This is a genomic window from Methylomonas sp. LW13 (genome assembly GCF_016865255.1).
GTDB lineage: Bacteria > Pseudomonadota > Gammaproteobacteria > Methylococcales > Methylomonadaceae > Methylomonas.
The window spans coordinates 844,585-870,876 of sequence record NZ_CP033381.1 but is presented as its reverse complement, the minus strand read 5'-3'; the positions used below and the strand labels follow the sequence as shown (position 1 = coordinate 870,876).

Genomic DNA, 26,292 nt, shown 5'->3' with positions numbered 1-26,292 from the left:
GGCTTATTCCAAAGAAAACGCCGAAGCACCTTTAGAGTCCAACATTTCCAACACCATGCCGCCGCCGCGGGCCACGCAAGTCAAAGGATCGTCGGCGATATACACCGGCAGACCGGTTTCCTCGGAAATCAGGCGGTCGATGTCTTTCAACAATGCGCCGCCACCGGTCAACACGATACCGCGACTGGCCACATCCGCGCCTAGTTCTGGTGGAGTTTGTTCCAAGGCCACTTTCACAGCACTGACGATGCCCGATAAGGGTTCTTGCAAGGCTTCCAGAATTTCATTGCTGTTCAGCGAGAAGCTGCGTGGCACGCCCTCGGCCAGATTACGGCCGGTGACCTGCATCTCCCGCACTTCGCTGCCGGGATACGCGGCGCCGATTTGATGTTTGATTTTCTCGGCGGTGGCTTCGCCGATCAAGGTACCGTAATTACGGCGCACATAACTGATGATGGCATCATCAAAGCGGTCGCCGCCGATTCTGACCGACGCCGAATACACGATACCGTTCAAGGAGATCACCGCTACTTCCGATGTACCGCCGCCAATGTCCAGCACCATCGAACCGTGGGCGGTATCCACGGGCAAACCAGCGCCAACTGCAGCCGACATAGGCTCTTCAATCAAATAAACTTCTCTAGCGCCGGCCATGGCCGCCGATTCACGAATTGCCCGCCGTTCTACTTGGGTAGAGCCGCAAGGCACGCAGATCAAAATGCGCGGGCTTGGCCGCAATAATTTATTTTCATGCACTTTTTTGATAAAAAACCGCAGCATGCGTTCGGTCACGGCGAAGTCGGCAATCACGCCGTCTTTCAACGGCCGAATAGCGGTGATATTGCCGGGCGTACGGCCCAGCATGCTTTTGGCGTCGGCGCCGATGGCGGCGATGGTTTTTTGGCCGCGAATTTTGTCTTCTTTAATCGCCACCACGGAAGGCTCGTTGAGTACGATTCCCTGGCCCGGAACATAAATCAGCGTATTTGCCGTACCCAAATCGATAGACAAATCATTGGAAAACAGGCCACGAATTCTTTTAAACATTTTATGCAGTACCCTAAGCGCACACGGAAAATCCCGCTACTTTAACAATCAAGCAGGTATTTGAGCAAGATATAAAGTATCATAGTTTTACTAAGAAAACCTGGAGTTACAAGAATGTCGTTAACGGCGAATGACGTTAAAAAAATCGCTCACCTGGCAAGGCTGGGCATTGCTGAACAAGATGTCGAACACTATGCAAAAGACCTATCGGGCGTACTGGAATTAATGACGCAAATGGGCCAATTAGACACGACCGGCGTGACGCCCATGGCGCATCCGCTGGATCAAATGCAGCGCCTGCGCGATGACGCCGTCACCGAGACCGATCAGCGCGACCATTTCCAAACCATCGCCCCGCAAACCGAAGCCGGATTGTACCTGGTCCCCAAAGTCATCGATTAAGGACGATTATGCACAAACTTACCCTCACCGAACTGGCAGCCGGGCTGCGCAGCAAAGCATTCTCCAGCTTAGAACTGACTCAACATTTTCTGGACCGCACCCACCAGCACCAGAACTTGAACGCATTTATTACCGTCAGCGCCGACAGCGCCTTGCAACAGGCCCAGGCGGCCGATCAGTTACTGGCTAGCGGCAATGCTGGACCATTGGCCGGCATCCCCATCGCCCAAAAAGATATTTTCTGCACGCTAGGCACTAAAACCAGCTGCGGCTCGAAAATGCTGGATAACTTCATCGCCCCTTACGATGCCACGGTGGTTGAACACTTCAACAGGGCCGGCGCGGTGATGCTAGGCAAATTGAACATGGACGAGTTTGCGATGGGCTCGTCCAACGAAAACAGTTTCTACGGCCCGGTGCGCAACCCTTGGGCGACCGATTGCGTCCCCGGCGGTTCGTCCGGCGGCTCGGCGGCGGCAGTCGCGGCGCGTCTGGCGCCTGCGGTGACCGGCACAGACACCGGCGGCTCGATTCGCCAGCCGGCAGCGCTGTGCGGTATCACCGGATTGAAACCGACTTACGGCCGCGTGTCGCGTTACGGCATGATCGCCTACGCTTCCAGCCTGGATCAAGGCGGCCCGATGGCGCGTAGCGCCGAAGACGCGGCTTTACTTTTGCAGGTGATGGCCGGCTTCGATCCCAAAGATTCGACCAGCGTCGATCAACCCGTACCTGACTATAGCGCCAGCCTGAACGATAGTTTACAAGGCCTGAAAATCGGTCTGCCGAAACAGTTTTTCAGCACAGGGCTGAATAGCCAAATGGCCGCCGCCATCCACGCCGCGGTTGCCGAATATCAAAAACTGGGCGCGGAAGTCAAAGAAGTGGACATGCCGAATCTGCAGTTGGCAATCCCTGCTTATTACGTGATCGCTTCCGCCGAATGCTCGTCCAACCTATCGCGCTACGACGGCGTGCGCTTCGGTTACCGTTGCCAAAATCCCGCCGACTTGACCGACCTTTACACTCGCTCGCGTGGAGAAGCCTTCGGTGCCGAAGTCAAGCGGCGGATTTTGATGGGCACCTATGCGCTGTCGGCCGGTTATTACGATGCTTATTACTTAAAAGCCCAGCATGTGCGCCGCCTGATCAGCGACGACTTCAAACGCGCTTTGAGCGAAGTCGACGTACTAATGGGCCCGGTCACGCCAAGCACGGCATTCAAAATCGGCGAAAAAACCAGCGATCCGATTCAGATGTATCTGGAAGATATTTACACCATTGCCATCAACTTGGCGGGTTTGCCGGCGATGTCGATTCCGGCCGGATTCATGGACGGCAAACCTGTGGGCTTACACGTGATAGGCAATTATTTCAGCGAAGCCAAGTTGCTGAATGTCGGCCACCGCTACCAGCAAGTCACCGATTGGCACCTGCAAGCACCAAAGGGTTTTGAATAACGGAGATTAGTCATGGCTAAGATCACCGAATTGTCGCAGTTGGATATGGATGGCACATACAGCTATGCCGATTATTTGACTTGGCGGCTTGAAGAATCCGTCGAGCTGATTAAAGGCAAGATCATGGCGATGTCGCCCGCGCCCAACCGCAAGCATCAGTGCATCTCCGGCAACTTGTTCCTGTATTTGGGAAACTATTTCAAGCGCAAACCCTGCGAAGTGTTTGTCGCACCATTTGACGTAAAGCTTTACGACCGCCGTAAATCGCTACTCAAAAATGGCGAAGCCTTCAGCGTCGTCCAACCCGACCTATGCGTGATTTGCGACAAAGACAAACTCACCGAACAAGGCTGCGACGGCGCGCCGGACTGGATCATTGAAGTCTTGTCGCCCGGTAACAGCCGCAAAGAAGTGCGCCTGAAATACGACTTATACGAAGAAAGCGGCGTAAGAGAATACTGGCTGGTATTTCCCTACGAACAAATCGTGCAGCAATTCGTGCTGGACGAGCAGGATAAATATCAATTGCGCGGCTTATATCCGGGCAACGAAATCGCCGCTCCGCATTTATTCCCCGACCTGCAAATCGACCTGAACGACGTTTTTGCCGAATAAGCTTTAAAGGAACCACGAATGAACTCACAATGGGAAGCCGTCATCGGCCTGGAAATCCACACCCAACTGTCTACAAAATCGAAAATCTTCTCCGGCGCCGCCACTGCCTATGGTGCGGAACCCAATACCCAGGCCTGCGCGGTCGATTTGGGCTTGCCGGGAGTTTTGCCCGTATTGAATAAAGACGCCGTGCGCAAAGCTGTAACCTTCGGTTTGGCCATCGACGCCGAGATTGCCCCGCATTCGGTGTTCGCCCGCAAAAACTATTTTTATCCGGACTTACCGAAAGGCTACCAAATCAGCCAGTTCGAACTGCCTATCGTCGGCAATGGCCATCTGGACATCGAAGTCGATGGTGTCAGCAAACGCATCGGCATCACCCGCGCCCATCTTGAAGAAGACGCCGGCAAATCCTTGCACGAAGACTTCCACGGCCTGACCGGCATCGACTTGAACCGCGCCGGCACACCCCTGCTGGAAATCGTTTCCGAACCGGATATGCGTTCGGCTAAGGAAGCGGTCGCTTACATGCGCAAGCTGCACGAACTGGTGCGCTACCTGGAAATCTGCGACGGCAATATGCAGGAAGGTTCGTTCCGCTGCGACGCCAACGTCTCGGTGCGCCCGAAAGGCCAAGCTGAATTCGGCACCCGCGCCGAAATCAAGAACATCAACTCCTTCAAGTTCGTCGAAAAAGCCATCAATCACGAAATCGAGCGGCAAATCGATGTCATCGAAGGCGGCGGCAAAGTGGTTCAGGAAACCCGCCTCTACGACGCCAACAAAGACGAAACCCGTTCGATGCGCAGCAAGGAAGAAGCCAACGACTACCGCTATTTCCCCGATCCGGACTTGTTGCCGGTATTGATCGAAGAGTCGCTGAAAGACGAAATCCGCGCCACGCTACCGGAGCTGCCGGATGCCAAAAAACAGCGTTTCATCGAGCAATACGCCCTGGATAACGAAAGCGCTACCACCTTGACGTCGTCGCGCGAATTGGCCGACTTTTACGAAACAGTCGTCAAAGCCTCCGGCGGCGAAGCCAAGCTGGCCGGCAACTGGCTGACCGGCGACGTATTGGGCGCATTGAACAAAGCCGGATTGGAAATCGGCGACTGTCCGGTCAATGCCGAGCGCCTGGCCGGCCTGCTCAAACGCATTGCCGACAACACCATCTCAGGTAAAACCGCCAAACAGGTATTCGATAAGCTCTGGAACAGCACCGACAGTGCCGACGAAATCATCGAAAAAGAAGGCTTGAAGCAGATCACCGACAGCGGTGCGATAGAAGCCATCGTCGATAAAGTGATCGCCGCCAATCCGGTGCCGGTCGAGCAATATCGGGCCGGCAAGGACAAAGCGTTGATGGCTCTGGTCGGGCAAATCATGAAAGAAACCCAAGGCAAGGCCAATCCAGGTGAAGTGAACAAGATGTTGATTGCCAAGCTGAAAAGCTAAGGACTCAAGGGTGGCCGGAAAAATTTCGGTCTCCCGCGTTCAAGCCGATCATGCTTCGACAGACTCAGCACGAACGGCTTGACGACAGAAGGCAGGGCTTCCGGAACAGCCTACCGGACAGCCGAAATTGTTAAATCACGACCTTGGAACCCTATCGGCTGGCAGATACAAAATTTCCGGCAGTACCAATTCCCAATGCTCGCAACGCAGACTTTCGGTATTGCCGGCGGTTTTATGCCTTACCGAAATGGCGACAACCCGCACCGCCACTATCCTGCCTGCTGGCGGCGCAAAAGCCTTGGCCATCCGCGTGACGGCCATGCCGCTTAAATCCGCCAGTTCCCAGCCGCTTTGCCCATCGCTTCTAGCTCGCAATATCAACTCGCTACCAACCTCCAATGCCGCTATCGCCCGATGAATAGGCTTGTCCGGCGCGAAATATCCCGGCCATGACAGCACAATTTGCTCCAAATCGGCCAGCCAAGTACTTTGCCCCAATGCTTGAAATCCGCGATTGAATTGCGGCTGGGTTTTAACGCAAAGCGCTTCGCAGTCTCGGATAAAAGCATGCCGCCCACCCTGTTTGGCGCAAACAGTCAGGGTTTTGCGAGCGCGGGTCATCGCCACATAAAACAGCCGCCGCTCGTCATCGCTGCTCTGCTGCCAGCCGCCGCCGTCCAGAATCAGCACATGATCAAACTCCAAACCCTTGGCGCGATGCGCCGTCAATAACAGCAGCGGCGCATGCCGACTGTCGTTTGCGCCGGACTGGCTACCGGAACCGAATTCGTAAAGCGCTTCGACAAGATTGCTGACCACCTGCTGACAACCCGGAGCGACCGCCTCGGAGGCAATGATGAATTGCGCCAGCATGGCTCGATAAGGATGTTCGATCAGCTCATCGACAGATTGCCGGTAGCGGCGCTTAAACCAGCGCGACAAGGTTCCGTAGCGCAGCAAGACTCTAGATTTACCGGACTTGCGCCGCGGCTTGTTCAACAAAGCCAGTAAGCTGTGGCCTTCCCTTGTGCCGTGCAAATTCAGCAAAGCACTGTCACGCAGCAGCCTCACCGGGGCCCCTTGTAGACGACATAATTCGCCCAGCGGCTCCAATGTTTCCCAATGCCTGGCGATCACTGCAAACCGGCCCCAATGGCTGGTTTGGCCCGAGTTTGCCAAATGATTCAGCCGCACCAGCTCGGCCAACGCCACTTCGACTTCGCCGTGGAGAGGCGCCGGCGTTTCCAGGATATGTACCCGGCCTTGTGTCAAACTATCCAATTCGGCAAACTCGCCGCCCTCCGCTGCCTCGCGGCGCGCATAATTGACTTGGATGGCGTGCTGCGTTTTCATCCGCTCCCGCGCCGGCGTAATTACCCGGTTTGCACAATGGATGATCTGCGCGGTGGAGCGATAATTTTCAATCAGATAATAGGTTTTAGCCTGATAATCCGTGGCAAATTGCTTGATGAAGCGTACATTGGCCCCGTCAAATGCGTAAATATTTTGGTCATCGTCGCCCACCGCCAATAGCGATAATTTGTCTTCCTCGCTGCTGATCGCCCTGCCGGCCAGCGCGCTGATCAACGCATAATGCTCGGCGTTGATGTCCTGATATTCATCCACCAGCAAATAGCGCAAGCCGGACAGCAAGCGGTCGCGTTGAATGCCCGGCCCCAGCTCGTCACCCTGCTCCACTTTTTTTAACAGAGCGGTAGCGTTTTTGATAACTGCCGAAAAATCGATGCTCTCGCCATGCTCGGCGGCCACCGCGTAACTGGTGCCGGTCAGCCGCATCGCCAGGCAGTGCAAGGTTTGCACGGTCACCCCGGCGGCATCGGCGCCGATTAATGCCCACAAACGCTTGCGGATTTCGACGGCCGCCGAGCGGTTATAACTCAACACCATAATGTCTTCCGGCAACACCATGCATTCGCGCAGCAGCCAGGCCACCCGATGCACAATCACCTTGGTCTTGCCGGAGCCGGGGCCGGCCAATACCAATTGACTGCCTTCCGGCGGCGCGGCGACGATGGCCTGTTGCTCGGGGTTTTGCAAGTCGGTGAGGATGCGCCTATGCGCGGCTTCAGTGGTCGCCATTTCCAGAATATCCTGGCGGCCGGCGAAATAGCGGCGCACGAATTCGTGTCTATCCATGCCAAAGTAATCGACGATAAACGCCATCGCCGCCTGAATCTTACCCAGCGCCAGCCGGGCGTATTCGGCCATCACATGCACCTGGATAATCTTGTCCTTGTAATGCAAAGCCAGTTCGGCGTAGTCGGACTTTTTAAACTGCCGGCGCCGGGCTTCGGCATTCAGCTGAATGCTCATCGCCGCGCGGAACACCGCCTTGCCGCGCGCCAGATGCAAAACTTCGTTGCTGTCCAGATAAATCAGCGCCGCCGCCAAGGCCACCTGCCAATCCCGCACATCCAGATCCTGCAAAGTCAGATCGGCTTGCAAAGCCGCTTCCAAATCGCCCTGCTTGCAAGTGACCAGCAGATTATTGCCCTGGCGCTTTGCTAGAAAGTAATTCAGCAACGCCTGAGCCAGCCGCATACGCTTGCTGCGGATGTCATCAATCTTCTGCCAACTGCGAAGCAATTTAAGATAGCGGTTATCCTGACCGGCCGGACGCAACGCGAAAAAACCGCGCAGGCCGGTACCATCGCCAAAGGCTTCGGCGAACGACTTCATCAAACGGGTCAATTTGTCCGGCGTGAGTTCCACTCCAGCCTCGCGGCGTAAGCTGTCACATAGCCGGCGCACATTCAAAATCTGCCATTGCTCGCGATCAGCATCCGGCGCGGTCTCCCGCAGACTGGCAATCAAGGCGTCTTCCAGCTTGCGCAAGTCTTCCAGCCTGTCGGCGGTATCGGGGGCGCGGTACAAGGTCACGCCGATTTCGGTATCGTTGGATACCAGTTTAAAACGATCCAAGTCCCGCAACATGCTCTGCACTTCGTGGGAATTGCGTCCCGTGGCCAGCATCAAATCGTCGGTGCTGATGCCGTCGTCATCTTCGCTATAAAACAATTGCGACAGCAGCACGATGTACGGCTCGATGTCGGCGTTCGGCCCCAGTTTTTTCTGCAGCAAGACTCGGGCTTCATCGATACTGGCCACCTGCAAGCTGCCCGGAAACACCCGGGTATGGTTTTCCTGGCGTTCCAGCAGACGCGCTTCTTCCAGCCAGGCCACCGCGATGCGGACCTTGGTATCGGCATCGGCGGCGTCGGGATCGATGCCATGCTTGTCCGGAATTTCCAACAAAATTTCGCCGCTGGTGACCACCACCGAACCTTCGCTGCGATCCTTGCGCTCGATCCCGCGCAAGGCTTTTAGAATGGAAGCAATATCATGTTGCGTCAGCCTGGAATTGCGCAACAGCCGGAACTGCACATCCAGATCGGCATCGTCGTACAACAACACACAGCGCGCTAAGTCTTGATCGCGGCCCGCCCGGCCCGCTTCCTGGAGATAATTTTCCAAGGAGCCCGGCGTATCCAAATGAATCACCAGACGCACATCGGCCTTATCCACACCCATGCCAAAGGCATTGGTGGCGGCGATGACGCGCAGCTCGCCGGCGATAAAGGCTTCCTGCACTTGGCGCTTTTGCTCGGGCTGCATGCCGCCATGGAAATAACCGCAATCCAGGCCGGCCTGTTTCAAAAACTCGGCCATTTCTTCCACGGTCTTCTGCCGGGCGCAAAACACAATGGCGCCGCCCTCATCGCGCAAGCTTTGCTCCAGCAAACGCAGCACTTCCGGATATTTGGCTTGGGCCGGCACCGCATGCACTTCATACAGCAGGTTTTCCCGACTGACACCGCCGGTCAAGCAGGCCAGCGAAATGCCTAGGCGCTTGCGAAAATGCTCAACGATGTCTTGCACCACATCCGGTTTGGCGGTAGCGGTAAAACAAAACACCGGCGACGGCTTGTCCTTTTGCCTGGCCTTGATAAAGCGCGACACGTACAAATAATCCGGGCGGAAATCATGACCCCATTTGGACAGGCAATGCGCCTCGTCGAACACCCAGGCGCCGACTTCCCGATGTTGCAAAGCCTTGGCAAATGCGCTGCTGCGAAATTGTTCCGGCGCGACAAAGATCAAACCCAAATCGCCCAAGCGCAACTTATCCAGCATCACCTGTCGCTCCATGGGGTTGAGCAAGCTGTTGATGTAACCGGCGCAGGTGATGCCGCGCGCTTCAAGGTTATCGACCTGATCCTTCATCAAGGATTGCAGCGGCGAAATAATCACGGTCAAACTACCGTTGCGGTAAAAGCGCGCCAGCGCCGGCAATTGGTAACACAGCGATTTGCCGCCGCCGGTCGGCAGAATCGCCAGGGTCGGCGCGCCAGCAAAGCCGTGTTCGACGATGGTTTGTTGCAGGGACTTGCCATCCTCGGTAGTCGGCGTCGGCCTAAACTGCGTGATGCCCGGAAAATAGCGCGGCAGCAGTTGCGACAGATCGTGTTGTTCACTGCACCAATCACATCCGGCGTCACCGCACGGCACATCGCGCAAGGTGGCGATAAGTTCTCGGGTTTTCGGAAACGACAAACTTACCCAAGGCGGCAGCACGGAGTTACCGCCCGACACCCGCAGCCAAGCCAACACATAAGCCAACGGTTTGTGCCAATCCGGCTCCGGCAAATAGTCATTGACGATGTGTTGCTGCCCGGCCCGGCACACCTTCCCGTCGGTAGCCCGCCGCCAAGCCGCTTGCGCATCGATTAACGACGGCCTTAGCGCCGCGCGCAAGGTCGCGAAGAAATTCGCTACGCCCTTGCCGTTTTCCGGCGCCAATAAAAAATGCAGGCAAAGCGCCTCGTCCGGATACTCCGCCACCCGCTGCCGCAAGGCCTCGGCCTGATCCAGAAACAGCTCATAAGCCAATTCCGCGTCGCGAACCGGATCGTTGCGGGTGGTGGTGCAAAGCTTGTAGTCCTTCACCAGGCGGTGATAAGGATTCTGCGGAAAGGCCACCGGCGACAGCTCCAGCGTATCGACCAAAGGCAAGCGGTGCAAAGCAAGATCGGGATGCAACACGGATAAAGCTGGCTGATCGAAGGCAATCACGTTATGCCCCAACACAAACGCCGCGCCTTCGCTGATGTGATCCAGCTTTTGTGTCAGATCGGCAGCCTTGCCGGATAAACGCAAACGGGCATCGGTGTCCGGTCGATACGCGCCAATCTCCCGCAGCTTTAGGCTATCCTGCCGGGCGGTTTCAATGTCGATGCACAGGCACTTGGCTCGGATTCTATCGGATGGTTGAGCCATTGTGTCGGGGAATGGGGATGAACGTGGATGTTTAGGTTAGCGACGCTTTGTGCTATTCGGCCGACCCGCTATACGCGAAGCTACAGGGGCCGGGGAAATGGGGCTTAACCATAGCGCAACAAACGGGTCTTGCCTAGGTTAGCTTGACCAAGCGCACTGACATCCTGCCTTTTCCAGGATTTTTTCCCAATAAAGAAGGTATAGACGGCTTACTTTAACCAGACAAATTCGAAATGACACCTCTTATTTTGTACTACAGCCTCCCTAAAAGTAGTTTGCCGCCATCGAAAGCGTGGCTCTTGGTCTCGCCGGTTAAACGACTCCGTGCTGCAACACCAGGGAAGCCATCAAAAATACCAAGCTCACCAACACGATGGCGAAAGACTGATTGCTACTGCGTCTGGCACTTGCAAGCTGGTTTTGCAGGGCATGATTTGTAATCACTTCGCCCTGATCGTAAAGCGCAAAAATACTGTTCAATGTCCCCGTGGCGGTGTCAAAGAAAGCCGCCGGATCAATCGCCGGCTTATCCGCGGTCAGCAATTTTTGCTCGATATGACCAATAAAACCGGTGATGTGCACATGAACCGCAGCCGAAGCCTGCTGGAAACTGCTGTCGGCAACCATGGACATGTTAGCGTTACCCATGCCGGCTTCAACCCGTTCGATGGCCTGACGGATGCGGGTAATCAGAAAACCCAGCTTAATCCTATCGGTGATCCGGCAGCGGCCGGCCGCAGCGATACCGGTGCCGATAGCCCGCGCCTGACCTATTGCCTCCGCGGTATCCGGCAAGAGATGCCACAGAATTTCTATAAAGCTGAACGGACAAATACTTTCCTGGTGTAATTGGCTATGCTCCGCTATATCTCGAATCAAATTGAGAATAGTGCCGGCCAATAAACAGTGTCGTTCAAAACTTGCTTCCTTGGTCAGATGCAGTACGGAAGGGTGTAGTTGTTTCCAGGCTTCGCGGATACCAACGAACGACTGCAACGATTCCGGCGACTGCTTAAACTGCCCGGAGAGTTGCTCGAGCTGCCGATCAATGTCGGATTGCAAGACCGTGATTTTGTATTTAAAGCTCAGATCGCCGTTCAAATAAGCGCTCACCATGCCGCGATGTTGTTGTATCTGCGTCAATAGGTTTTTCAAAGCGCCGGTCATTTCCAGGTAATGCAGTTGCCCACGTAGATGCTCAAGGCGCGTCCGGCGATTTTTGTAGCACATAAATGCAGCAGCACTGGCGATCACCGCCGCCAACAAAAACAATACACAAACATAATCGGGCACGTCTAATTCCCCTTTTATTGGTTAATGAGCAACGATTTGCGCCAATTTAGCCAGATGCCTGGCTATTTCAGCTGATTCCTGGGCCGCATTGCTGTTTTGTTCAACGCTATGCGCAATCGTCTCGATGTTGCGGCCGATTTCCTGGCTTACCTGGGTTTGCTGTTCAGCGCTGGTTGCTATCATCGTTACGTTATTTAAGGCTTGATCCGCATACTGTCTAATCCCGGCCAGCGATTTTTCTACCTCAAACGCTTTGTTAATGCCTTGTTCCGTTTGATCGCGAGTAGCAGCGATGGATTGAACGGCTAGATGAATTTTTTCCCGGACGGCTTCAGTGGTACCGGTTATTTCCTCGGCAGACTGTCGCACCCGTTTTGCCAGCGAGCGTACTTCGTCGGCTACCACGGCAAAGCCGCGACCGTATTCTCCGGCTCGCGCCGCTTCTATCGCCGCATTCAGAGCCAGGAGGTTGGTCTGATCGGAAATGGCCTTAATTACTTCCGAGATACTGGCAACCTGTTGGGAATGCAATTCCAGATTCTGCATCAATTGAGCCAGGTCCTGAATTTCGCCAAACAGCGCGTTCATATCGGCGATAAAGCTTTCGATGGCCCGATGGCCTTTCTGGGAAAGTTGCTGAGTGGTCGACGATATTTTTTCGGCATCCCGGCATTGCCCCGCCACGCCCATGATACTGGCCGACATTTGTTCGATGGCCGCCGCCATCATCGTGGTTCTTTCGCGTTGGTTATCGAGTTTTTCGGCGACGAAACCGGCACCCTGGTTGAGTTGGTCGGCGGCATAAGTCACTTCTTGAATAGACGCATGTACATCGCCTATGCGCCGGCCCAAGGCTTTGGCGGCTTCGTTAAAACCGCTATATAACTGTGACAGCTCGTCCTGACCGGTAAGCTGTAGTCGCATATTAAAGTTGCCAAGCTCTAACTGCCTATGTGCGCCGATCAATGCCGCAATCGCACCCGATAGGGACGAATATAATGCTGACAACACCAGTATCCAAGCCAGATTAGCGGATACAATCACCAACCATTGCGGCCCGGAAATTGACACGCCCGCATCGACGAACATAGCCAAGGGCAGCACACTGGCCAACACAATTAGCGTCAATATCAGAGCAAATTTATTTTTTAGCTTGAAGCGACCGAGAAACGAGTTAACCAGCAATACGGACATTTTGATGCGCCTTCAGTTTAGACATGCCGATCTACCAGCAATTTTCTCGCCAGCAAAATTGTCCGATACTTCCTAAGCCAAATAAGGGTGCGACGCACCAAAAGGACGAACTTCCCGTTGGAGTTCACAAAAATACGCACCAAGTTGACTCAAACCCAAGAGCGAATTAATTAGTACCCGATGCAGAAACCAACAGGCAATAAAAAAGCCCAACTGAGACCAGTTGGGCTTTGATAATTTGGTGGGTGGGGACTATTTTATTAAGCTCTGCAGGCATTGTTTTACATAAAAATTATAAGAACCGCATTTCTTCATGCCCCCCAATATTGAAGATTACTATTACTCTTTCCAATTTTCAGCAGACAACGGTAATTCATTCAACTCGGCTCGCGCTTCCTGCCAATTAGGGTAATAACCACTCAAAATGGTTAGGAAGCGCTCATTATGGGTAGGCTCCAATAAATGCACCATTTCGTGCAAAACAACATAATCCAACAAGTGCTTAGGCTTTTTGACCAATTCGGTGTTTAAACGGATATTACGCGCTCGCGGATTGCAACTGCCCCATTTAGTTTTCATACGTTGCAAAAAATAGTGCGCCACTTCGACCCCCAGCTTTACTTGCCATTTGGCAATCAATGGGGGGATGGCTTGATGCAACAATACCTTGTGCCATTCGTGAATCAGCTCTGCACGATTTTCTAATGCACTGTCTGCCGGTAGGTACAGCGTAATCCGCCGATGATCGACCTTCACAAACGGCTTGCCGCCACGTTCGATGATGGTCAACAAATGCCGCCGTCCCCAAAGATAGTGGGTCTCGCGCTCGACAAACTGCCTGGGCATCTCCCTGGCCTGATTACGCAGTTTGGCCTGCTGATCGCGTATCCAACCCAACTTTGAGATGGCATAGGCTCTGGCCACTTCCAAACGGGTTTCCAGCGGCGCGGCCAAGGTGACGCGGCCTTCCGGCGGATGCACAGACAAATGCACGTTCTTGATGGCCTTTCGAGTCACCTCGATAACAATCTCACCCAGTTCGATGGTTTCAGTCATCAGTAGCCTGGCTGATTCTTAATGATCTCGAACAAGGCCAAAGTGGCTTCCTTATTCTTGTTCAGCAACAGAAACAAAAAATTCAAAATCACACTTTCCTTAGCTTGGTCTCCTTTCCAGCCCGCCGGCGCTTGTTCGCGCATGGCATGATCAATTTTTAGCGCCAGTTGCGCACGCTCATCGCTATAGTCGGTCGTGGGTTCATGCACCTGTGACGTCGGCGTGGCTTCGGGCATCAAATCGGCCAGATTGTTGTAGATGACGATGGCCTCGTGCTTGCCATGCAAAATGGCGGGAATGCCGGCCTCGGGTTGTTTGGCCGCCAAGCGATTGACCAACTCCTCAGCCTTGCGCAAAAACGCCTCATAAGCGGCAGTATCCGCCTGACTTTGCTTGATCAGATCGTCTAGCAGCTTGGACATCTGCGCGTAGAACCTGGGGTCGGTGAGCTGGTCGCGAATGATGGTCTTGCGAACGTTGTTGATAATCCCCTCGGCGATAGCGTTCTTCGACAGCTTGCCTTTCTGGTTCAGCTTGCGGGCAATGGCGTCGTGGATACCGGTCTCGATGATCAGCTCGGTCAGCGACATTTCACCCAGTTCCCCTAATTCCGCCGCCGGGTCGGCCTGGATGTAAGTGTTGATCAGGTGGCGCATGTCAGCCTCGTAAGGCTTAATGTCCAGCTCTTCACCCGAGTGCTTCTTGATGGCGGCCCGAATCTCGGCGTAGAACTCTACTGCCTTTTTCAATGCCTCGGCCTCAGCCTCGGAATAACCCGCCTCGGTCAGTTCCTGGGCGATGTCGGCGTAGGCACGGGCAAAGATCGCCACCGCCTTGTAGAACGTCACTCGCAATGCTTCGGTTTCGCTTAGCGCGTCGGGGTTGGCGGCATCGCCGCAGAAATAATGCAGGTACTGTTCGACTTCTCGCGGCGGCAGTACCGGTTCGCACAGGTAGTGCAGTGCTTGACGGGCATCGTCCAGTTGCCTCTTGCCTTCTTCCAGCCAGTTTTTCAGGCGCACGTTGTTTTCGCCGCCGTTGCCCTGGTCGATGTCCAGTTCGTCGGAACTGTACACGGCGATGGCTTGTTGCACGTCGCCAAAGAGCTTTTTGAAGTCGACGATATGGCCGTAGTCCTTGTCGTCGCCATCCAGCCGGTTAGTGCGGCAGATCGCCTGGAACAGATTGTGGTCACGCAGCTCGTTGTCGAGATAGATGTAGGTGCAGCTGGGCGCGTCGAAGCCGGTCAGCAGCTTGCTCACCACGATCAGCAATTTAAGATTGGCCGGCTCGTCGATGAAGCGGCGCTTCATCTCCGTTTCGTATTTCTCGGTGGTCGGAAAATCCTTCAATACCCACTGGCTATAGGTATCAAACTTATAGCGTTCATCGCTGTTGGCGGGTTCTTTCGAGATGGCATTGGCATTCGGTTCGTACGAGGTAATGATGCCGCAGTGGGGGCCAAAGTGGGTATTTCTGAACAGCCTGAAATAATGACAGGCATCGTAGATGGAGGCGGCCACCAGAATAGCGGTGCCGCGGTCGTTGTTCAAACGCGGTTTGAGGGCGAAATCGGAGATGATTTCGGCGACCACCTCGCGTTTACGACCCTCGGCGCTCATCAATTCTTCCATCGTCGCCCAGCGTTTACGCAACGCCGCCTTCTGAAAGTTGTTGAGATTTTGGGTTTTCCGCTCGAACCATTCGTCGATTTTTTTCTGCGAGGTCAGCCTTTCGGGCACGTCGCGGGCCTCGTATTTCAAATCCAGCACTACTCTGTCGGCCACCGCCTGATGGAACTTGTAGGTATGGATGTAGGTGCCGAATACATCGTGCGTCATCTGCTTGTCCTTGCGCAGCAGCGGCGTACCGGTGAAGCCGATGAAGATCGCGCTTTCCAGCCAGCGCTTCATCTGCTTGTTCATGTCGCCGCCCTGAGTGCGGTGGCATTCGTCCACAAACACATAAAAGCGCCCTACCACCTTCGGCGGCGCGCCTTTCAGATCGGACACGTCGAACTTATGGATCAACGCGCACAGCAAACGTGGCGTAGTCTCGGCCAGCTTATTGACGAAATCGGCCCGCGAGGTGATGCGCGGCGACGCTGAGTTTTCGCCAATCACCCCGGCATTGCGCATCACGCCGACAATCTGCTTGTCCAGCTCGTCGCGGTCGGTGACCACCAATATCCGCGCCTCGGGATCGTGTTCCAGCAACCACTTGGCGATCAGCACCATCAAAATGCTCTTGCCGCTACCCTGGGTATGCCAGATGACGCCGCCCTCGCGCTTGGCGATGCGCTCCTGCGCTGCCTTGACGCCGAAAAACTGGTGCTGGCGCGGCACCTTTTTTTGGCCGGCGTCGAAGATGATGAAGTTGCGAAGCAAATCCAGCAGCCTGGCCTTGCCGCACAACTGCGCCAGAGGTCGATCCAGCAATGCGCCGGCAAGCGGCGCGGTGCCCGCTTCGGCAGGCGTTTGATCCTTCCACTCCACGAAGAATTGTTCGGGTGTGCCGGTGGTGCCATAACGCAGCCCTTGCGCATCGCTGCCGGCCAAGACTATCTGCACCGTGCTGAAAAAGCCTTGATTGAAAATGGCATCCTGATTGGTGATGAGCTGGCGTATGCCGTCCGCCACATCCACCGAACTGCGCTTTAACTCGATCACCGCGATGGCGATACCGTTGATATACAGCACAATGTCCGGCCGCCGCTCATAACCGCCTTTCAGCGTCACTTCCTCGGCCAGCGCAAAGTCGTTTCGCTCGGGACGCTCCCAATCGATCAAATGCACCGTCTCGTGCGCCTGACCGGCGGCGATTTGCACCGGAATGCCGTAGCGCAATAACTGATAGGTGCGAAGATTGGCTTGATAAAGCGTGATGCCGCTGACGTCGGCAGCAGTGTCCAGTTTTTGCAAAGCAGCACTGATGTGGGCGGCGGAATAGCCGCGTGCCATCAGGTTATAGCGAAGCAGTGCGGTTTCGATAGGGCGATTGTTCTGGCGTTTACTCCATTCGCCAAGATAGCGGTAACCCAGGCAATTGAGCGGTGACGGATCGGTGAACAGACTGACGATTCGGTTTTGAGTGTTACGTTCGGAGCGGGTGTTTTGATCCATTATTCCTTTATCTCCCAATGCCCACCTTTTTGCGGGCCCACATAGCGCAAACGCTCTTGCTCTCGAAGTTTGCGAGCGGCGCGTTCCACAGCGCTGGTCGATTTACCCAAACGAACAGCAACCTCCGCCAGGGTTAAAGTCGGCTGCTCCCGCAGCAGGGCTAAAATCTGTTCTGGAGTTTTCACCGGCGTTTTAACCAGCGTTTTAACCGGCGTTTCGCTGGTGATCGCTTGTTGCAGAGCTTCGCCGATCGCATCAAGCATAAACAGGATGAAAGCACTGCAATCGGTGGCTTGATCGGCCTCGCCCAGCACACGGTAGTAATCATCCTGCCGGCTTTTAATCACCGTCTCGACCGGCAAATAAGCCAAAATCGATTGCCAACGGCTCAGTATCAGCGTTTGCCACAAGCGGCCCATGCGTCCATTACCGTCGCTAAAAGGATGAATAAATTCCAGTTCATAATGCAAAGCGGACGAAGCAATCAGCGGATGGGCATCGCTGTGAGCCAGCCAATCCAGTAGATCATTCATCAGGCGGGTTAACTGACTGGGTGGCGGCGCCATATGCACCAGTCGCTGACCTTGATAAATGCCGACTCCACCTTCACGCAAACAGCCTGCGTCGTCGGCCAAGCCTCGCAACAACAAGCCATGGGCGGCTAACAGATCATCCAGCCTATCCGGGCGCCAATCGGGAAGCGCCTCATAGGCGGCAAAGGCATTCTTCACCTCCTGAATTTCTCGCGGCAATCCCAGCACGGCTTTACCGGCCAGCACGGCCGTCACCTGTTCCACCGACAGTGTGTTCTGTTCTATAGCCAGCGATGCTTGAATGGTGCGAATACGGTTCCCCCGCCGCAGTTGCGGCGCCAACGTGTCCCGGCCTGCCTGTTTCCAGCGCCCCAGTAACTCGGCGATCTCCGCCACTTTGGCAAGCATGGTATGACTGAGCTGGAACGGAGGCTGATAGCTACTCATACTAACGGTAGTATATCGGCCTGCGGCTACCTGACCCATTCGGCCCGGCGAACATCCTTAGCCGCGGCGTTGCCGAAGTCATTTTTGCAGACGCCGCAAGCGCTGGCCGGGCTTGACGGGAATGGGCTTGGGCAATGACTTCACTACCCGGCGCGAGCCATCCGGCGAGGATTCGATCAATTGTCCATCCACCGCTTCCAGCACCGAACAACCGGCGGCCAGTGTCTGGTAATAAGCCTGTTTGATGGCGCCCTCGGCCAATTCCGGAATAAAGACTTCCTGAAACCGCAAGCTGTCTTCGTCAAGTACGTTCATCGAGAGCTCCATGGGTAAAAAAGGATTTAGCAGGCATGATCATAGCAGCCTGGTCTTGCCGGTGAGCAGTTCCTGTATCATGCCCTGTTTGAGGGCGCGGGTTTTGTCGCGGCGGGCTTCCAATGCGGCGAGTTCGGCGTCCATGTCGGAGAGTACGGCGGCGATGGCGGTTTGTTCTTCCGTGTCCGGAGCAAGAAACTCGAATCCGACAAAGTCCTTCTGGTAAAGATGGACGATGGTGGAACCCGCCGTAATCATCGCAAGAAAGTCATCAAATATTTGGGAAGCCAGAACATAGAAAAGAAACAATGGCACGAACGCCTCTTGCACTGGCCTGATTACAAAAACACCACTATTCAAGGTAGCAGGCCCAGGTAGGCCATCAACATAGCCAACTTTTCCTATCGTGCCGTCCTTGGTTAAAAGAACATCACAATTCTTCAATTGAATATTACGGTCTTGGTTATAACGCCATTCATCAACATAATGACAAGTAGCCCAGTTTACACGTCCATCAACGAAATCAGTCCCAGTAACCAAGAAATGAGTGCCATTTTTAAGATACTCCTCAGTAGTAAGCGCTTGCCATCCAATACGTGCATTCAACTTTGCATGCTTCGCCACATTAATCTTTGACCACTCCCCACTAAACCCCGGCAAGCGGGTTTGGCCGGTGAGGAGTTGTTGCATGGCGGCATGTTTGAGGTCGCGCTTCTTGGCGATCAGCCGCTCTAGCCCGTCCAGCAGCGCATCCACATCGCTCAACGCCGCCGCGATGGCGCGTTGTTCGGGGAGAGGTGGAAACGCGACAGATGTTCCTTTGACGATGTTCCCGTTTAAATTTTCTTGGCCGCCGGTATTGCTGGAATTACGGATGGCCTCATACCGGCTTGTTAAGAAATGGAGCACAAACTCCGGCAAAACACCAGCATGAAGCGCGATTGAGGCACATGCTTGGTTTGTCGCTGCCGGAATACCTAGAACACCAACTTTTCCACGAGTTTTGCCTTGACCGTAAAGAGCCATCAACAATGTACCGGTGGGAAGCAACTTCGCAGCCGAGTTCTTGAGGCCTTCTTCAGTAATGAATTGATCGGCCTCTGTGATGACGCCGAAATCGATTTGAGATGTGGTGACCCATGGAATTGAGCCACCCCAATACGCTGGTTTCTCGCGACTGGGTGTTCCACCGGAACCAACATCCGCGAAATCACCGACATGCTTGATATCCCAATCCACCGGAATAACCCCCACCTCCGTCATCTTGTAACCCGGCTTAATCAAAGCCGCCTTACCAGCTTGCAAGCGATATGCCGCGCTGGCTTCGTTGACCGCCGATTGCGAGTTATCGGAACAACCATGTTGTTTACTCATCGGCTTCCGCCTCCCGCAAGCTCAGTAGTAGGGTGGATAAGCGAACGCGCATCCACCGGAGGCTTCAATGACTCGGTGGATGCGCTTTGCTTATCCACCCTACGGGAGGATTCGTCATACCGCGCTTCCTTGTCGATCCGCAAGCCATAAGCCGCGCTAGCTTCGTTGACCGCCTCGGCATGGTTTGTTGGTTGATTACTCATTGGGTTGCATTTTCCACGGCATCGTTGAACCGTTGAACCTTGGGCAAGTAGTAGTAGGGTGGATAAGCGCCAGCGCATCCACCGGACCTCGGCAAATAATGGTGGATGCGCTGGCGCTTATCCACCCTACGTTGGGTGCTTTTGCGGTCATTCGTGCTCCATGTCGCTGATGTGGTTTGGCGGCGTGGCACCCCAATCGGCATCGTACCAACCTTTTTTGACGGCACCGGCAAACGATGACCACGGCCAATCGCTGGGGCGCTGCGCTAATCCGTGTTTGACCGGGTTGTAATGAATGTAATCCACGTGGCGCCGCCAATCGTCCGCATCGCGAATCGTATGCTCCCAAAACCGCCGTTGCCAGACCAATCGCTCGTTTCTGGCATTGGTGGTGGTATCGATTTGGCGGGAAAAGGCTTTTTTGATTTCGCGCCAACGACCGGAATAATCCGCGTCGTCATCCGGCAACCGCCAAATACAATGCAGGTGATCCGGTAAAATGACCATTGCGTCGATTTGAAACGGGCGGCTTGCCTTGACTTTACGCAAGGCCTCTCGAAACAGCGAAACCCGCGCATCATCGATAAAAACCGGCTTGCGCCGCCAAGTGACGACGGTAAAGAAATAACAAGCGCCCGGAATCCGGATGCGTTGGTAATCGCTCATGTTGCCGGTGTAGGAATATCGGCGGATGCGCTAGCGCTTATCCACCCTACGGCATGCTCATTCATGGCCATACCACGCCCATTTTTTTGAGGTGTTCTGCCACGCGAACGGCCAGGGCCGCCGCCTCGTCTTCCAGTTGAGGCAGCGGTGTGGCGTAGCGTTCGGCCAATTGCCGGATGCGGCCGGTCAAGGTTTGCGAGACTCTATCCAGTTCGCCCTGCACGGCTGCGGACAGGTGCGCCATCCACTTGTCGTCGATCACCAGCGTTTTGATTTCGGCTTCGCTCAGCGTCGGGTATTTTTCATAGGCCTTTTGGTCGAGCGCGGCTTCGGCTTCCTTGAGCTGCTTTTTTAACCCGCTGATCTGGTTGCTGAGTTCCAGCCACTGTTTTAATACTTTCAACTCGTCGGCCCCATCCGGGTCTTTGCCTAGCTCTTTGATCCGATCTTTAACGGCGGCGGCATTGATGTTGTCGTAACCGGAAAAGATGGCGTCTTCGCCGTTGTGCTCTTCTTCCAATTCGGTTTGGCTGGCGGTCGCCGCTTCCAGTTCGGCCTGTTTGGCTTCGATGCCAGCCTGTTCGTCGGCAAAATAGCGGGCGACGATATACGGCTTGGGGATCAGATCGCAGGCCCAACCCTTGTCTCTGCTTTTGCCCTTTTTATCGGTTTCGACGATGCGGGTCGGTTGGGCGACCCAGCCATCGGCGGAAATCAGGTAGCAATCGTCCTGCATGGTGTCGGCCCAATAGTCCATCAGGTGCTGGTAAATGTCGTAGGCATCCAGTAACGGCGCGGGCTTGAAGGTGTTCAGCAAGTCTTCGGCGATGGTTTCGATCAAGGCCTTGGGGTGGCCGTCTTTGCCAAAGCCGGTCAGTAGCGGCGTGGTGGCGTCGCGCCAATGTTGAAAGCGTTCAGTCGCCTGGGTGTTGAAGGCGGTGAATTCGGCGTGGCCGAAGATGGCGGGTTTGACCTCGGCCAGCGGCAGCGTTAATTGCGCGTAACCGGGTCGCTCCCTCTCCTGCTGGAGAGGGTTGGGGTGAGGAGAATCAGAATAAAGTAAGACATTGATTTCTGTCCCCTCACCCTGCCCTCTCCCGGAGGGAGAGGGTTGGTTACTTTGTTTGGCGGCGCTTTCCTCAAGGCGAGGGGAGAAAAGAGCGGCGCGCACGCCGGGCAGCACTTGCCAGTAGTCGGCCAGCGCATCCAGGTCGCGTTCTGGGATGCCGCCGTTGAGGTGGCCGTTGATGTCTTGAATATCTTCCGGCTCGCTGCTGTCGATGTAGCGCGGCAAGTTCAGGTTGAAGTCGTTTTTGGGGTCGGCGATTTCATCGAACGCCACCATGCGAGCATAGCGCGGCACGTCGGCTTGCTTGCCGAAGGTGTCGACGATTTTGTGGATGTCCTGTTCGCGCAAGCGGTTTTTGTTGCCGTCCTTGATAAAGCCCTTGCTGGCGTCGATCATGAACACGCCCTTGCGGGCGGTGGCGTTTTCCTTGTCGATCACCAGGATGCAGGCCGGAATGCCGGTGCCGTAAAACAAGTTGGCGGGCAGACCGATGATGCCTTTCAAATAGCCGGAGCGGACCAGTTGCTGACGGATCACCGCTTCGGCATTGCCGCGAAACAGCACGCCGTGCGGCAGAATGCAGGCGGCTTTGCCGTTGGCTTTCAGGCTGCGAATGATGTGCAGCAGATAGGCGTAGTCGCCTTGTTTGGCCGGCGGCTCGCCCCAAACAAAGCGCTGGTAAGCATCGTCGCCCGGCGTCAGGCCGGTGCTCCAGGTCTTGTCGGAAAACGGCGGATTGGCGACCACGTAATCGTAAGTGCGCAGGTTTTCGCCGTCTTTGAACTTGGGCGAGGCCAGCGTGTTGCCGGACAGGATGGTGGCGGTCGGGAAGTCGTGCAGGATCATGTTCATCCGCGCCAAACCGGCAGTGGTGACGTCTTTTTCCTGGCCTTCGAGGGTAATATGTTTGCCGGCTTCGGCGGCGACTTTTAGCAGCAAGGAGCCGGAGCCGCAAGTCGGGTCGTAAGCCGTCGTCGAGCCTTTGGCGTTTTCCGGCGAAATGCCGATCACCTTAGCGATGATACGGCTGACTTCCGACGGCGTATAAAACTGGCCTTTGCTCTTGCCGCTTTCGGTGGCGAAGTGGCGCATCAGGTATTCGTAAGCGTCGCCGAGAATGTCGTCGTGCTCGGCGCGGTTTTTGGAGAAATCCAGCTCGGGCTTTTGGAAGATACTGATCAGGTTGGAGAGCTTCTCCACCATGTCCTTGCCTTCGCCGAGTTTGTTGGGATCGTTGAAGTCGGGAAAGTCGCTTTTCGACAAGCGGGCGTTGGCGTTGACCAAGGGGCCGATAATCTGGGTGTTGATCTTGTCGCCGATGTCACTCTTGCCTTTGAGGGCGATCATGTCCTTGAAGCTGGCGCCGGGCGGAATCACCACCGGCGGCGCGAAGTCGTCGCTGTCGGCGTATTTGTCGGTGATGTATTTGATGAACAGCATGAACAGCACGTAGTCCTTGTATTGACTGGCGTCCATGCCGCCACGCAATTGGTCGCACGAGGCCCATAGGGAGGAATAGAGGTCGGATTTTTTGATGGCCATTGATGAGTATTTATAACTACTATGGTTTGCTCATTAGCTTTAAAGCAAAGCACCAAGATTTAGGAAGCACGATTGTTTTTCCATAAATAAGCTACTTGTCTCAAGCTTGCTTGCCCGATCATGTGGCTCTGTTAGTGACCTCAATATTGGATTAGAAAAATCCAGCAAGATAAAAATTTCTTTAACCCATAAAAAACGGGGCCTTAGCCCCGTTCTTAATCTTAGGTGGTGGAGGTGGGGGGAATTGAACCCCCGTCCGCAAGCACTCCGCCACAAGCTCTACATGCTTATCCCGCGCTTTTAATTTAACTGTTGACTACCCGTCGGGCCAAGAGGATCAACAGCGATTTCGATTGGATTTAGCGATTCAGGCTCCGAACTAAGCCCTGGCGCGATCTTATGTAATATGATCCCTGAGCGCCTCTCGAAAGAGACTCCAGACGCATAAGTACATCTGGTCAGAGAAGTGGTGCAGGTTTTAAGCTGCTAAGGCCACTGAGTAGTTTTCGTCGTTTGCGAATACTTGTTTTCAGTAGGTTTTACGAGCTGTACTGTGCTCGGCATGCACCTGAGGTTTTGCTACCCACGTCGAAGCCATGTCACCCCCAAGAAGTTATATCTTATCAAATCGATAAAATAATTGTCATTAAGATGGGTTTGAAATCAACGATTTCAAGTTCTTCCGAAAAATAACCGCAGGGCAAAGCCTCTTGTTTTTAGACCAGCGCACCTCCATTTTTTCAGGCATCTTCGATTGATAGGTTTTATTTAAGATTGTCGCTCTCCAGGCAATCCGCTATAAAACCGTTATTAACCTGGGCCTTGAGCTGCGTTCGCCTAGAGTTCGTCGGAAGGCACCCCAACCGTGGGCTTCGACAAGTTCTGCCAGAACAGTATGTCTGCGGTAAATTAGGAACGGGCAACAGTTAGATTTAGCTTGTTCAACGTCGGTCACAGGAGGCATGACGTGCAATACAAAGACTATTATCAGATTCTCGGCGTCAATCGCGACGCCGTGCTGGCGGACATCAAAAAAGCCTACCGCAAACTGGCGCGCAAGTATCACCCGGACATTTCCAAGGAAGCGGATGCCGAGTCGCACATGAAAGAGATCAACGAAGCCTACGCGGTGCTCTCTGATACGGAAAAGCGCGCGGCTTACGATCAATTGGGACGTGGCTATCGGCCCGGCCAGGAGTTTCATCCCCCACCCAATTGGGATGCCGGCTTCGAATTTTCCAGCACCGACACGGCCGATTTCGGCGACTTTTTCAGTCAATTATTCGGCAAAATGGGTGCTGGCCGTGCGCGCGGCGGGCCATTCGAAAGCCAAGCCGACTTCCATACCCAAGGCGAGGATCATCACGCCAAAGTGCTGCTGGATATAATCGACGCTTTTAACGGCGCGGCCCGGCAAATCAGCTTGCGCGTGCCGCGCATGGATGCCGGCGGTCATGTAATTTTGGACACCCGCACCTTGAATGTGAAAATCCCCAAGGGTGTGTACGAGGGCCAAATCATTCGTTTAGCCGGCCAGGGCGCACCAGGCATGGGTAACGGCAAATCGGGCGACTTGCTGCTGGAGGTGCATTTCAATCCGCATCCGCGTTTGCGGGTGGACGGCAGCAATCTGCATATGAGCTTGCCGGTCACACCTTGGGAAGCGGCGCTGGGGGCGATGGTGCCGGTGAATTTATTCGATACCGGCCTAAAAGTGCGCATCCCGGAGGGCACGCAAAGCGGCCAGCAACTGCGACTGCGCGGCAAGGGCATCCCAAGCGCGACGCCCGGCGATTTGCTGTTGGATATTCAGGTGGTATTGCCGCCGGCCAACACGACCAAAGCCAAAGAACTTTACGAAACCATGGCGCGCGAACTGGCTTTCGACCCGCGCACGAACCACAGGAGCTAAAGCATGTCATCAGCCGAGACTTTGATCGACGCCGTTCTGGAAGACAGCGGCCTGACTTTGCAGCAACTGGCGGCCATCTGCGCAGTAGAGCCGGAATGGATAACCCGGCATATAGAAGAAGGCTGGCTCAATCCGCTGCCGCAGCAGCAAAGCGAATGGCGTTTTTCCAGCGCACATCTGGTGCGGGTGCGGCGCATCGTTAGTCTGGAGCGCAATTTCGAAGCATTGCCGGAGCTGGCTGCACTGGTCGCGGACATGCAGGAAGAGATCGACGACTTACGCCGCCGTTTACGCCGGGCCGGTCTGGAGTAATGTATGCAAAGCATCGAATGGCATCGCCATAGCTGGCTTAACCGACTGCAAACACTGCTGTTAATGTTGGCGCTACTGGCAATCTGTAGCTTGGCCGGCAGCCTGTTGTTTGGCGAAGAAGGCATCTGGATTGCGTTGGCGACCGGCGTATTTGCGCTGATCTTCGAACCGGCGACGGCCTGGCGCTTGACGCTAAGTCTTTACCGAGCTAGGCCAATTTCTCCACAAGAAGCACCGGCACTGTGGCAAATGTTGCAAGTGCTAACGGAGCGCGCCGAACTGTCTAGCGTCCCGGCGCCATTTTACATTCCCAGCCCGCTCATCAATGCCTTTGCAGTCGGCAGCCGCCGACAGTCGGCGATTGCGTTGACCGACGGATTGTTCAAGCAGCTAAACTCACGGGAGCTAGCCGGGGTATTGGCACATGAAATGGCCCATATCGCCAATAACGATTTGCGGGTGATGGGCTTGGCCGATGCGATTAGCCGAATTACCGCTTTATTCGCCGCCACCGGACAGTTGTTTTTGTTGCTGTCCATCCCTTTGCTGCTGTTCGGCGAAATCAGCTTTCAAATCAATTGGCCGGGCTTGTTGCTGCTATTGTTTTCGCCGCATTTGGCGTTGCTGATGCAATTGGGCTTATCGCGCATCCGCGAATACGATGCCGACCTGAATGCTGCGGCGCTGACCGGAGACCCCTTGGGTTTGGCGACAGCCTTGGCGCATATCGAACAAGTCAGTGGCGGCTGGAAGTCGATACTGCTACCGGGCTGGGGCAATCCGGAGCCTTCTTGGCTGCGCACTCATCCGCCCACCGCTGAACGGGTACGCCGCCTGCAAGCCTTGAGCCCCAGCCGGCCGCAAACCCTTTGGCACGAGCCGTTTATCGCGCCGAGTTACGGTAACCGGGTGATTGTTCGGCCAGTTCGTTGGCGCATCGGCGGTTTGTGGCGATAGTTGGTAAATTTTACGGG

The 26,292-nt window shown here is 54.9% G+C and carries 19 protein-coding genes and 1 other RNA gene; 7 read left to right on the top strand and 13 right to left on the bottom strand.

Annotated elements, in window-relative coordinates:
* Positions 1 to 3: 3 nt before the first annotated feature.
* Positions 4 to 1,047, bottom strand: coding sequence for a rod shape-determining protein (locus tag JL719_RS03800; protein WP_020484718.1), 1,044 nt, complete (start codon positions 1,045 to 1,047; stop codon positions 4 to 6).
* Positions 1,048 to 1,161: 114 nt separating this feature from the next.
* On the opposite strand from JL719_RS03800, the gene gatC reads away from it, so the two are divergent.
* From gatC to gatB, 4 genes are read left to right on the top strand one after another with little or no spacing between them, the layout of a single operon-like run.
* Positions 1,162 to 1,449, top strand: a complete 288-nt coding sequence (gene gatC, locus JL719_RS03795) for an Asp-tRNA(Asn)/Glu-tRNA(Gln) amidotransferase subunit GatC (protein ID WP_033156054.1) — start codon at positions 1,162 to 1,164, stop codon at positions 1,447 to 1,449.
* An 8-nt stretch (positions 1,450 to 1,457) separates the two neighbouring features.
* The gene (gene gatA / locus JL719_RS03790; RefSeq protein ID WP_033156053.1) at positions 1,458 to 2,909 is read left to right on the top strand and encodes an Asp-tRNA(Asn)/Glu-tRNA(Gln) amidotransferase subunit GatA; all 1,452 of its coding nucleotides are present in this window, start codon (positions 1,458 to 1,460) and stop codon (positions 2,907 to 2,909) included.
* Positions 2,910 to 2,921: 12 nt separating this feature from the next.
* A complete protein-coding gene (locus JL719_RS03785; RefSeq protein ID WP_033156052.1) occupies positions 2,922 to 3,524 on the top strand; it encodes a Uma2 family endonuclease in 603 nt (200 codons plus the stop codon).
* Between the two features lie 18 nt (positions 3,525 to 3,542).
* The gene (gene gatB, locus JL719_RS03780) at positions 3,543 to 4,982 is read left to right on the top strand and encodes an Asp-tRNA(Asn)/Glu-tRNA(Gln) amidotransferase subunit GatB (RefSeq protein ID WP_033156051.1); all 1,440 of its coding nucleotides are present in this window, start codon (positions 3,543 to 3,545) and stop codon (positions 4,980 to 4,982) included.
* Positions 4,983 to 5,117: 135 nt separating this feature from the next.
* Here the strand turns inward: gatB and JL719_RS03775 are convergent, their stop codons facing one another.
* The 12 genes from JL719_RS03775 to ssrA all read right to left on the bottom strand — a co-directional run bounded on the left by JL719_RS03775 (position 5,118) and on the right by ssrA (position 23,701).
* Positions 5,118 to 10,280: a RecQ family ATP-dependent DNA helicase gene (locus tag JL719_RS03775; protein ID WP_033156050.1), complete on the bottom strand. Its 5,163-nt coding sequence runs from the start codon at positions 10,278 to 10,280 to the stop codon at positions 5,118 to 5,120.
* A gap of 312 nt (positions 10,281 to 10,592) precedes the next feature.
* Complete coding sequence (locus JL719_RS03770) at positions 10,593 to 11,573, bottom strand: nitrate- and nitrite sensing domain-containing protein (protein WP_033156049.1); 981 nt, start codon at positions 11,571 to 11,573, stop codon at positions 10,593 to 10,595.
* Positions 11,574 to 11,594: 21 nt separating this feature from the next.
* Positions 11,595 to 12,767, bottom strand: a complete 1,173-nt coding sequence (locus JL719_RS03765; protein ID WP_033156048.1) for a methyl-accepting chemotaxis protein — start codon at positions 12,765 to 12,767, stop codon at positions 11,595 to 11,597.
* 339 nt (positions 12,768 to 13,106) lie between these two features.
* A complete protein-coding gene (locus tag JL719_RS03760) occupies positions 13,107 to 13,823 on the bottom strand; it encodes a M48 family metallopeptidase (protein ID WP_033156047.1) in 717 nt (238 codons plus the stop codon).
* Entirely contained in the window at positions 13,823 to 16,945 is a 3,123-nt protein-coding gene (locus JL719_RS03755) for a type I restriction endonuclease subunit R (protein WP_033156046.1), read from the bottom strand. Before JL719_RS03755 ends, JL719_RS03760 begins: the two co-directional genes overlap by 1 nt.
* A complete protein-coding gene (locus tag JL719_RS03750; protein WP_033156045.1) occupies positions 16,945 to 17,925 on the bottom strand; it encodes a Fic family protein in 981 nt (326 codons plus the stop codon). Before JL719_RS03750 ends, JL719_RS03755 begins: the two co-directional genes overlap by 1 nt.
* A 78-nt stretch (positions 17,926 to 18,003) precedes the next feature.
* Complete coding sequence (locus tag JL719_RS03745; protein WP_033156044.1) at positions 18,004 to 18,240, bottom strand: hypothetical protein; 237 nt, start codon at positions 18,238 to 18,240, stop codon at positions 18,004 to 18,006.
* A gap of 39 nt (positions 18,241 to 18,279) precedes the next feature.
* On the bottom strand, positions 18,280 to 19,614 hold the full coding sequence (locus tag JL719_RS03740) for a restriction endonuclease subunit S (protein WP_051669818.1): 1,335 nt from the start codon (positions 19,612 to 19,614) through the stop codon (positions 18,280 to 18,282).
* Positions 19,611 to 19,817, bottom strand: a complete 207-nt coding sequence (locus JL719_RS03735; protein ID WP_033156043.1) for a hypothetical protein — start codon at positions 19,815 to 19,817, stop codon at positions 19,611 to 19,613. Before JL719_RS03735 ends, JL719_RS03740 begins: the two co-directional genes overlap by 4 nt.
* A gap of 147 nt (positions 19,818 to 19,964) precedes the next feature.
* The gene (locus JL719_RS03730; RefSeq protein WP_033156042.1) at positions 19,965 to 20,483 is read right to left on the bottom strand and encodes an REP-associated tyrosine transposase; all 519 of its coding nucleotides are present in this window, start codon (positions 20,481 to 20,483) and stop codon (positions 19,965 to 19,967) included.
* 61 nt (positions 20,484 to 20,544) lie between these two features.
* Entirely contained in the window at positions 20,545 to 23,094 is a 2,550-nt protein-coding gene (locus JL719_RS03725; RefSeq protein ID WP_033156041.1) for a type I restriction-modification system subunit M, read from the bottom strand.
* A 226-nt stretch (positions 23,095 to 23,320) separates the two neighbouring features.
* Positions 23,321 to 23,701: a transfer-messenger RNA gene (ssrA, locus tag JL719_RS03720) on the bottom strand.
* Between the two features lie 360 nt (positions 23,702 to 24,061).
* On the opposite strand from ssrA, the gene JL719_RS03715 reads away from it, so the two are divergent.
* From JL719_RS03715 to JL719_RS03705, 3 genes are read left to right on the top strand one after another with little or no spacing between them, the layout of a single operon-like run.
* On the top strand, positions 24,062 to 25,006 hold the full coding sequence (locus JL719_RS03715) for a DnaJ C-terminal domain-containing protein (RefSeq protein WP_033156040.1): 945 nt from the start codon (positions 24,062 to 24,064) through the stop codon (positions 25,004 to 25,006).
* Positions 25,007 to 25,009: 3 nt separating this feature from the next.
* Positions 25,010 to 25,318 carry a chaperone modulator CbpM gene (locus JL719_RS03710; protein ID WP_033156039.1) on the top strand — a complete coding sequence of 103 codons (309 nt, stop codon included), beginning with the start codon at positions 25,010 to 25,012 and terminating at the stop codon, positions 25,316 to 25,318.
* Positions 25,319 to 25,321: 3 nt separating this feature from the next.
* The gene (locus JL719_RS03705; protein ID WP_033156038.1) at positions 25,322 to 26,275 is read left to right on the top strand and encodes a zinc metalloprotease HtpX; all 954 of its coding nucleotides are present in this window, start codon (positions 25,322 to 25,324) and stop codon (positions 26,273 to 26,275) included.
* Positions 26,276 to 26,292: the final 17 nt, after the last annotated feature.

Coding starts and splice junctions, on each gene's coding strand:
- JL719_RS03800 (WP_020484718.1), bottom strand. CDS start 1,047: ATGTTTAAAAGAATTCGTGGCCTGTTTTCCAATGATTTGTCTATCGAT.
- gatC (WP_033156054.1), top strand. CDS start 1,162: ATGTCGTTAACGGCGAATGACGTTAAAAAAATCGCTCACCTGGCAAGG.
- gatA (WP_033156053.1), top strand. CDS start 1,458: ATGCACAAACTTACCCTCACCGAACTGGCAGCCGGGCTGCGCAGCAAA.
- JL719_RS03785 (WP_033156052.1), top strand. CDS start 2,922: ATGGCTAAGATCACCGAATTGTCGCAGTTGGATATGGATGGCACATAC.
- gatB (WP_033156051.1), top strand. CDS start 3,543: ATGAACTCACAATGGGAAGCCGTCATCGGCCTGGAAATCCACACCCAA.
- JL719_RS03775 (WP_033156050.1), bottom strand. CDS start 10,280: ATGGCTCAACCATCCGATAGAATCCGAGCCAAGTGCCTGTGCATCGAC.
- JL719_RS03765 (WP_033156048.1), bottom strand. CDS start 12,767: ATGTCCGTATTGCTGGTTAACTCGTTTCTCGGTCGCTTCAAGCTAAAA.
- JL719_RS03760 (WP_033156047.1), bottom strand. CDS start 13,823: ATGACTGAAACCATCGAACTGGGTGAGATTGTTATCGAGGTGACTCGA.
- JL719_RS03755 (WP_033156046.1), bottom strand. CDS start 16,945: ATGGATCAAAACACCCGCTCCGAACGTAACACTCAAAACCGAATCGTC.
- JL719_RS03750 (WP_033156045.1), bottom strand. CDS start 17,925: ATGAGTAGCTATCAGCCTCCGTTCCAGCTCAGTCATACCATGCTTGCC.
- JL719_RS03745 (WP_033156044.1), bottom strand. CDS start 18,240: ATGAACGTACTTGACGAAGACAGCTTGCGGTTTCAGGAAGTCTTTATT.
- JL719_RS03740 (WP_051669818.1), bottom strand. CDS start 19,614: ATGAGTAAACAACATGGTTGTTCCGATAACTCGCAATCGGCGGTCAAC.
- JL719_RS03735 (WP_033156043.1), bottom strand. CDS start 19,817: ATGAGTAATCAACCAACAAACCATGCCGAGGCGGTCAACGAAGCTAGC.
- JL719_RS03730 (WP_033156042.1), bottom strand. CDS start 20,483: ATGAGCGATTACCAACGCATCCGGATTCCGGGCGCTTGTTATTTCTTT.
- JL719_RS03725 (WP_033156041.1), bottom strand. CDS start 23,094: ATGGCCATCAAAAAATCCGACCTCTATTCCTCCCTATGGGCCTCGTGC.
- JL719_RS03710 (WP_033156039.1), top strand. CDS start 25,010: ATGTCATCAGCCGAGACTTTGATCGACGCCGTTCTGGAAGACAGCGGC.
- JL719_RS03705 (WP_033156038.1), top strand. CDS start 25,322: ATGCAAAGCATCGAATGGCATCGCCATAGCTGGCTTAACCGACTGCAA.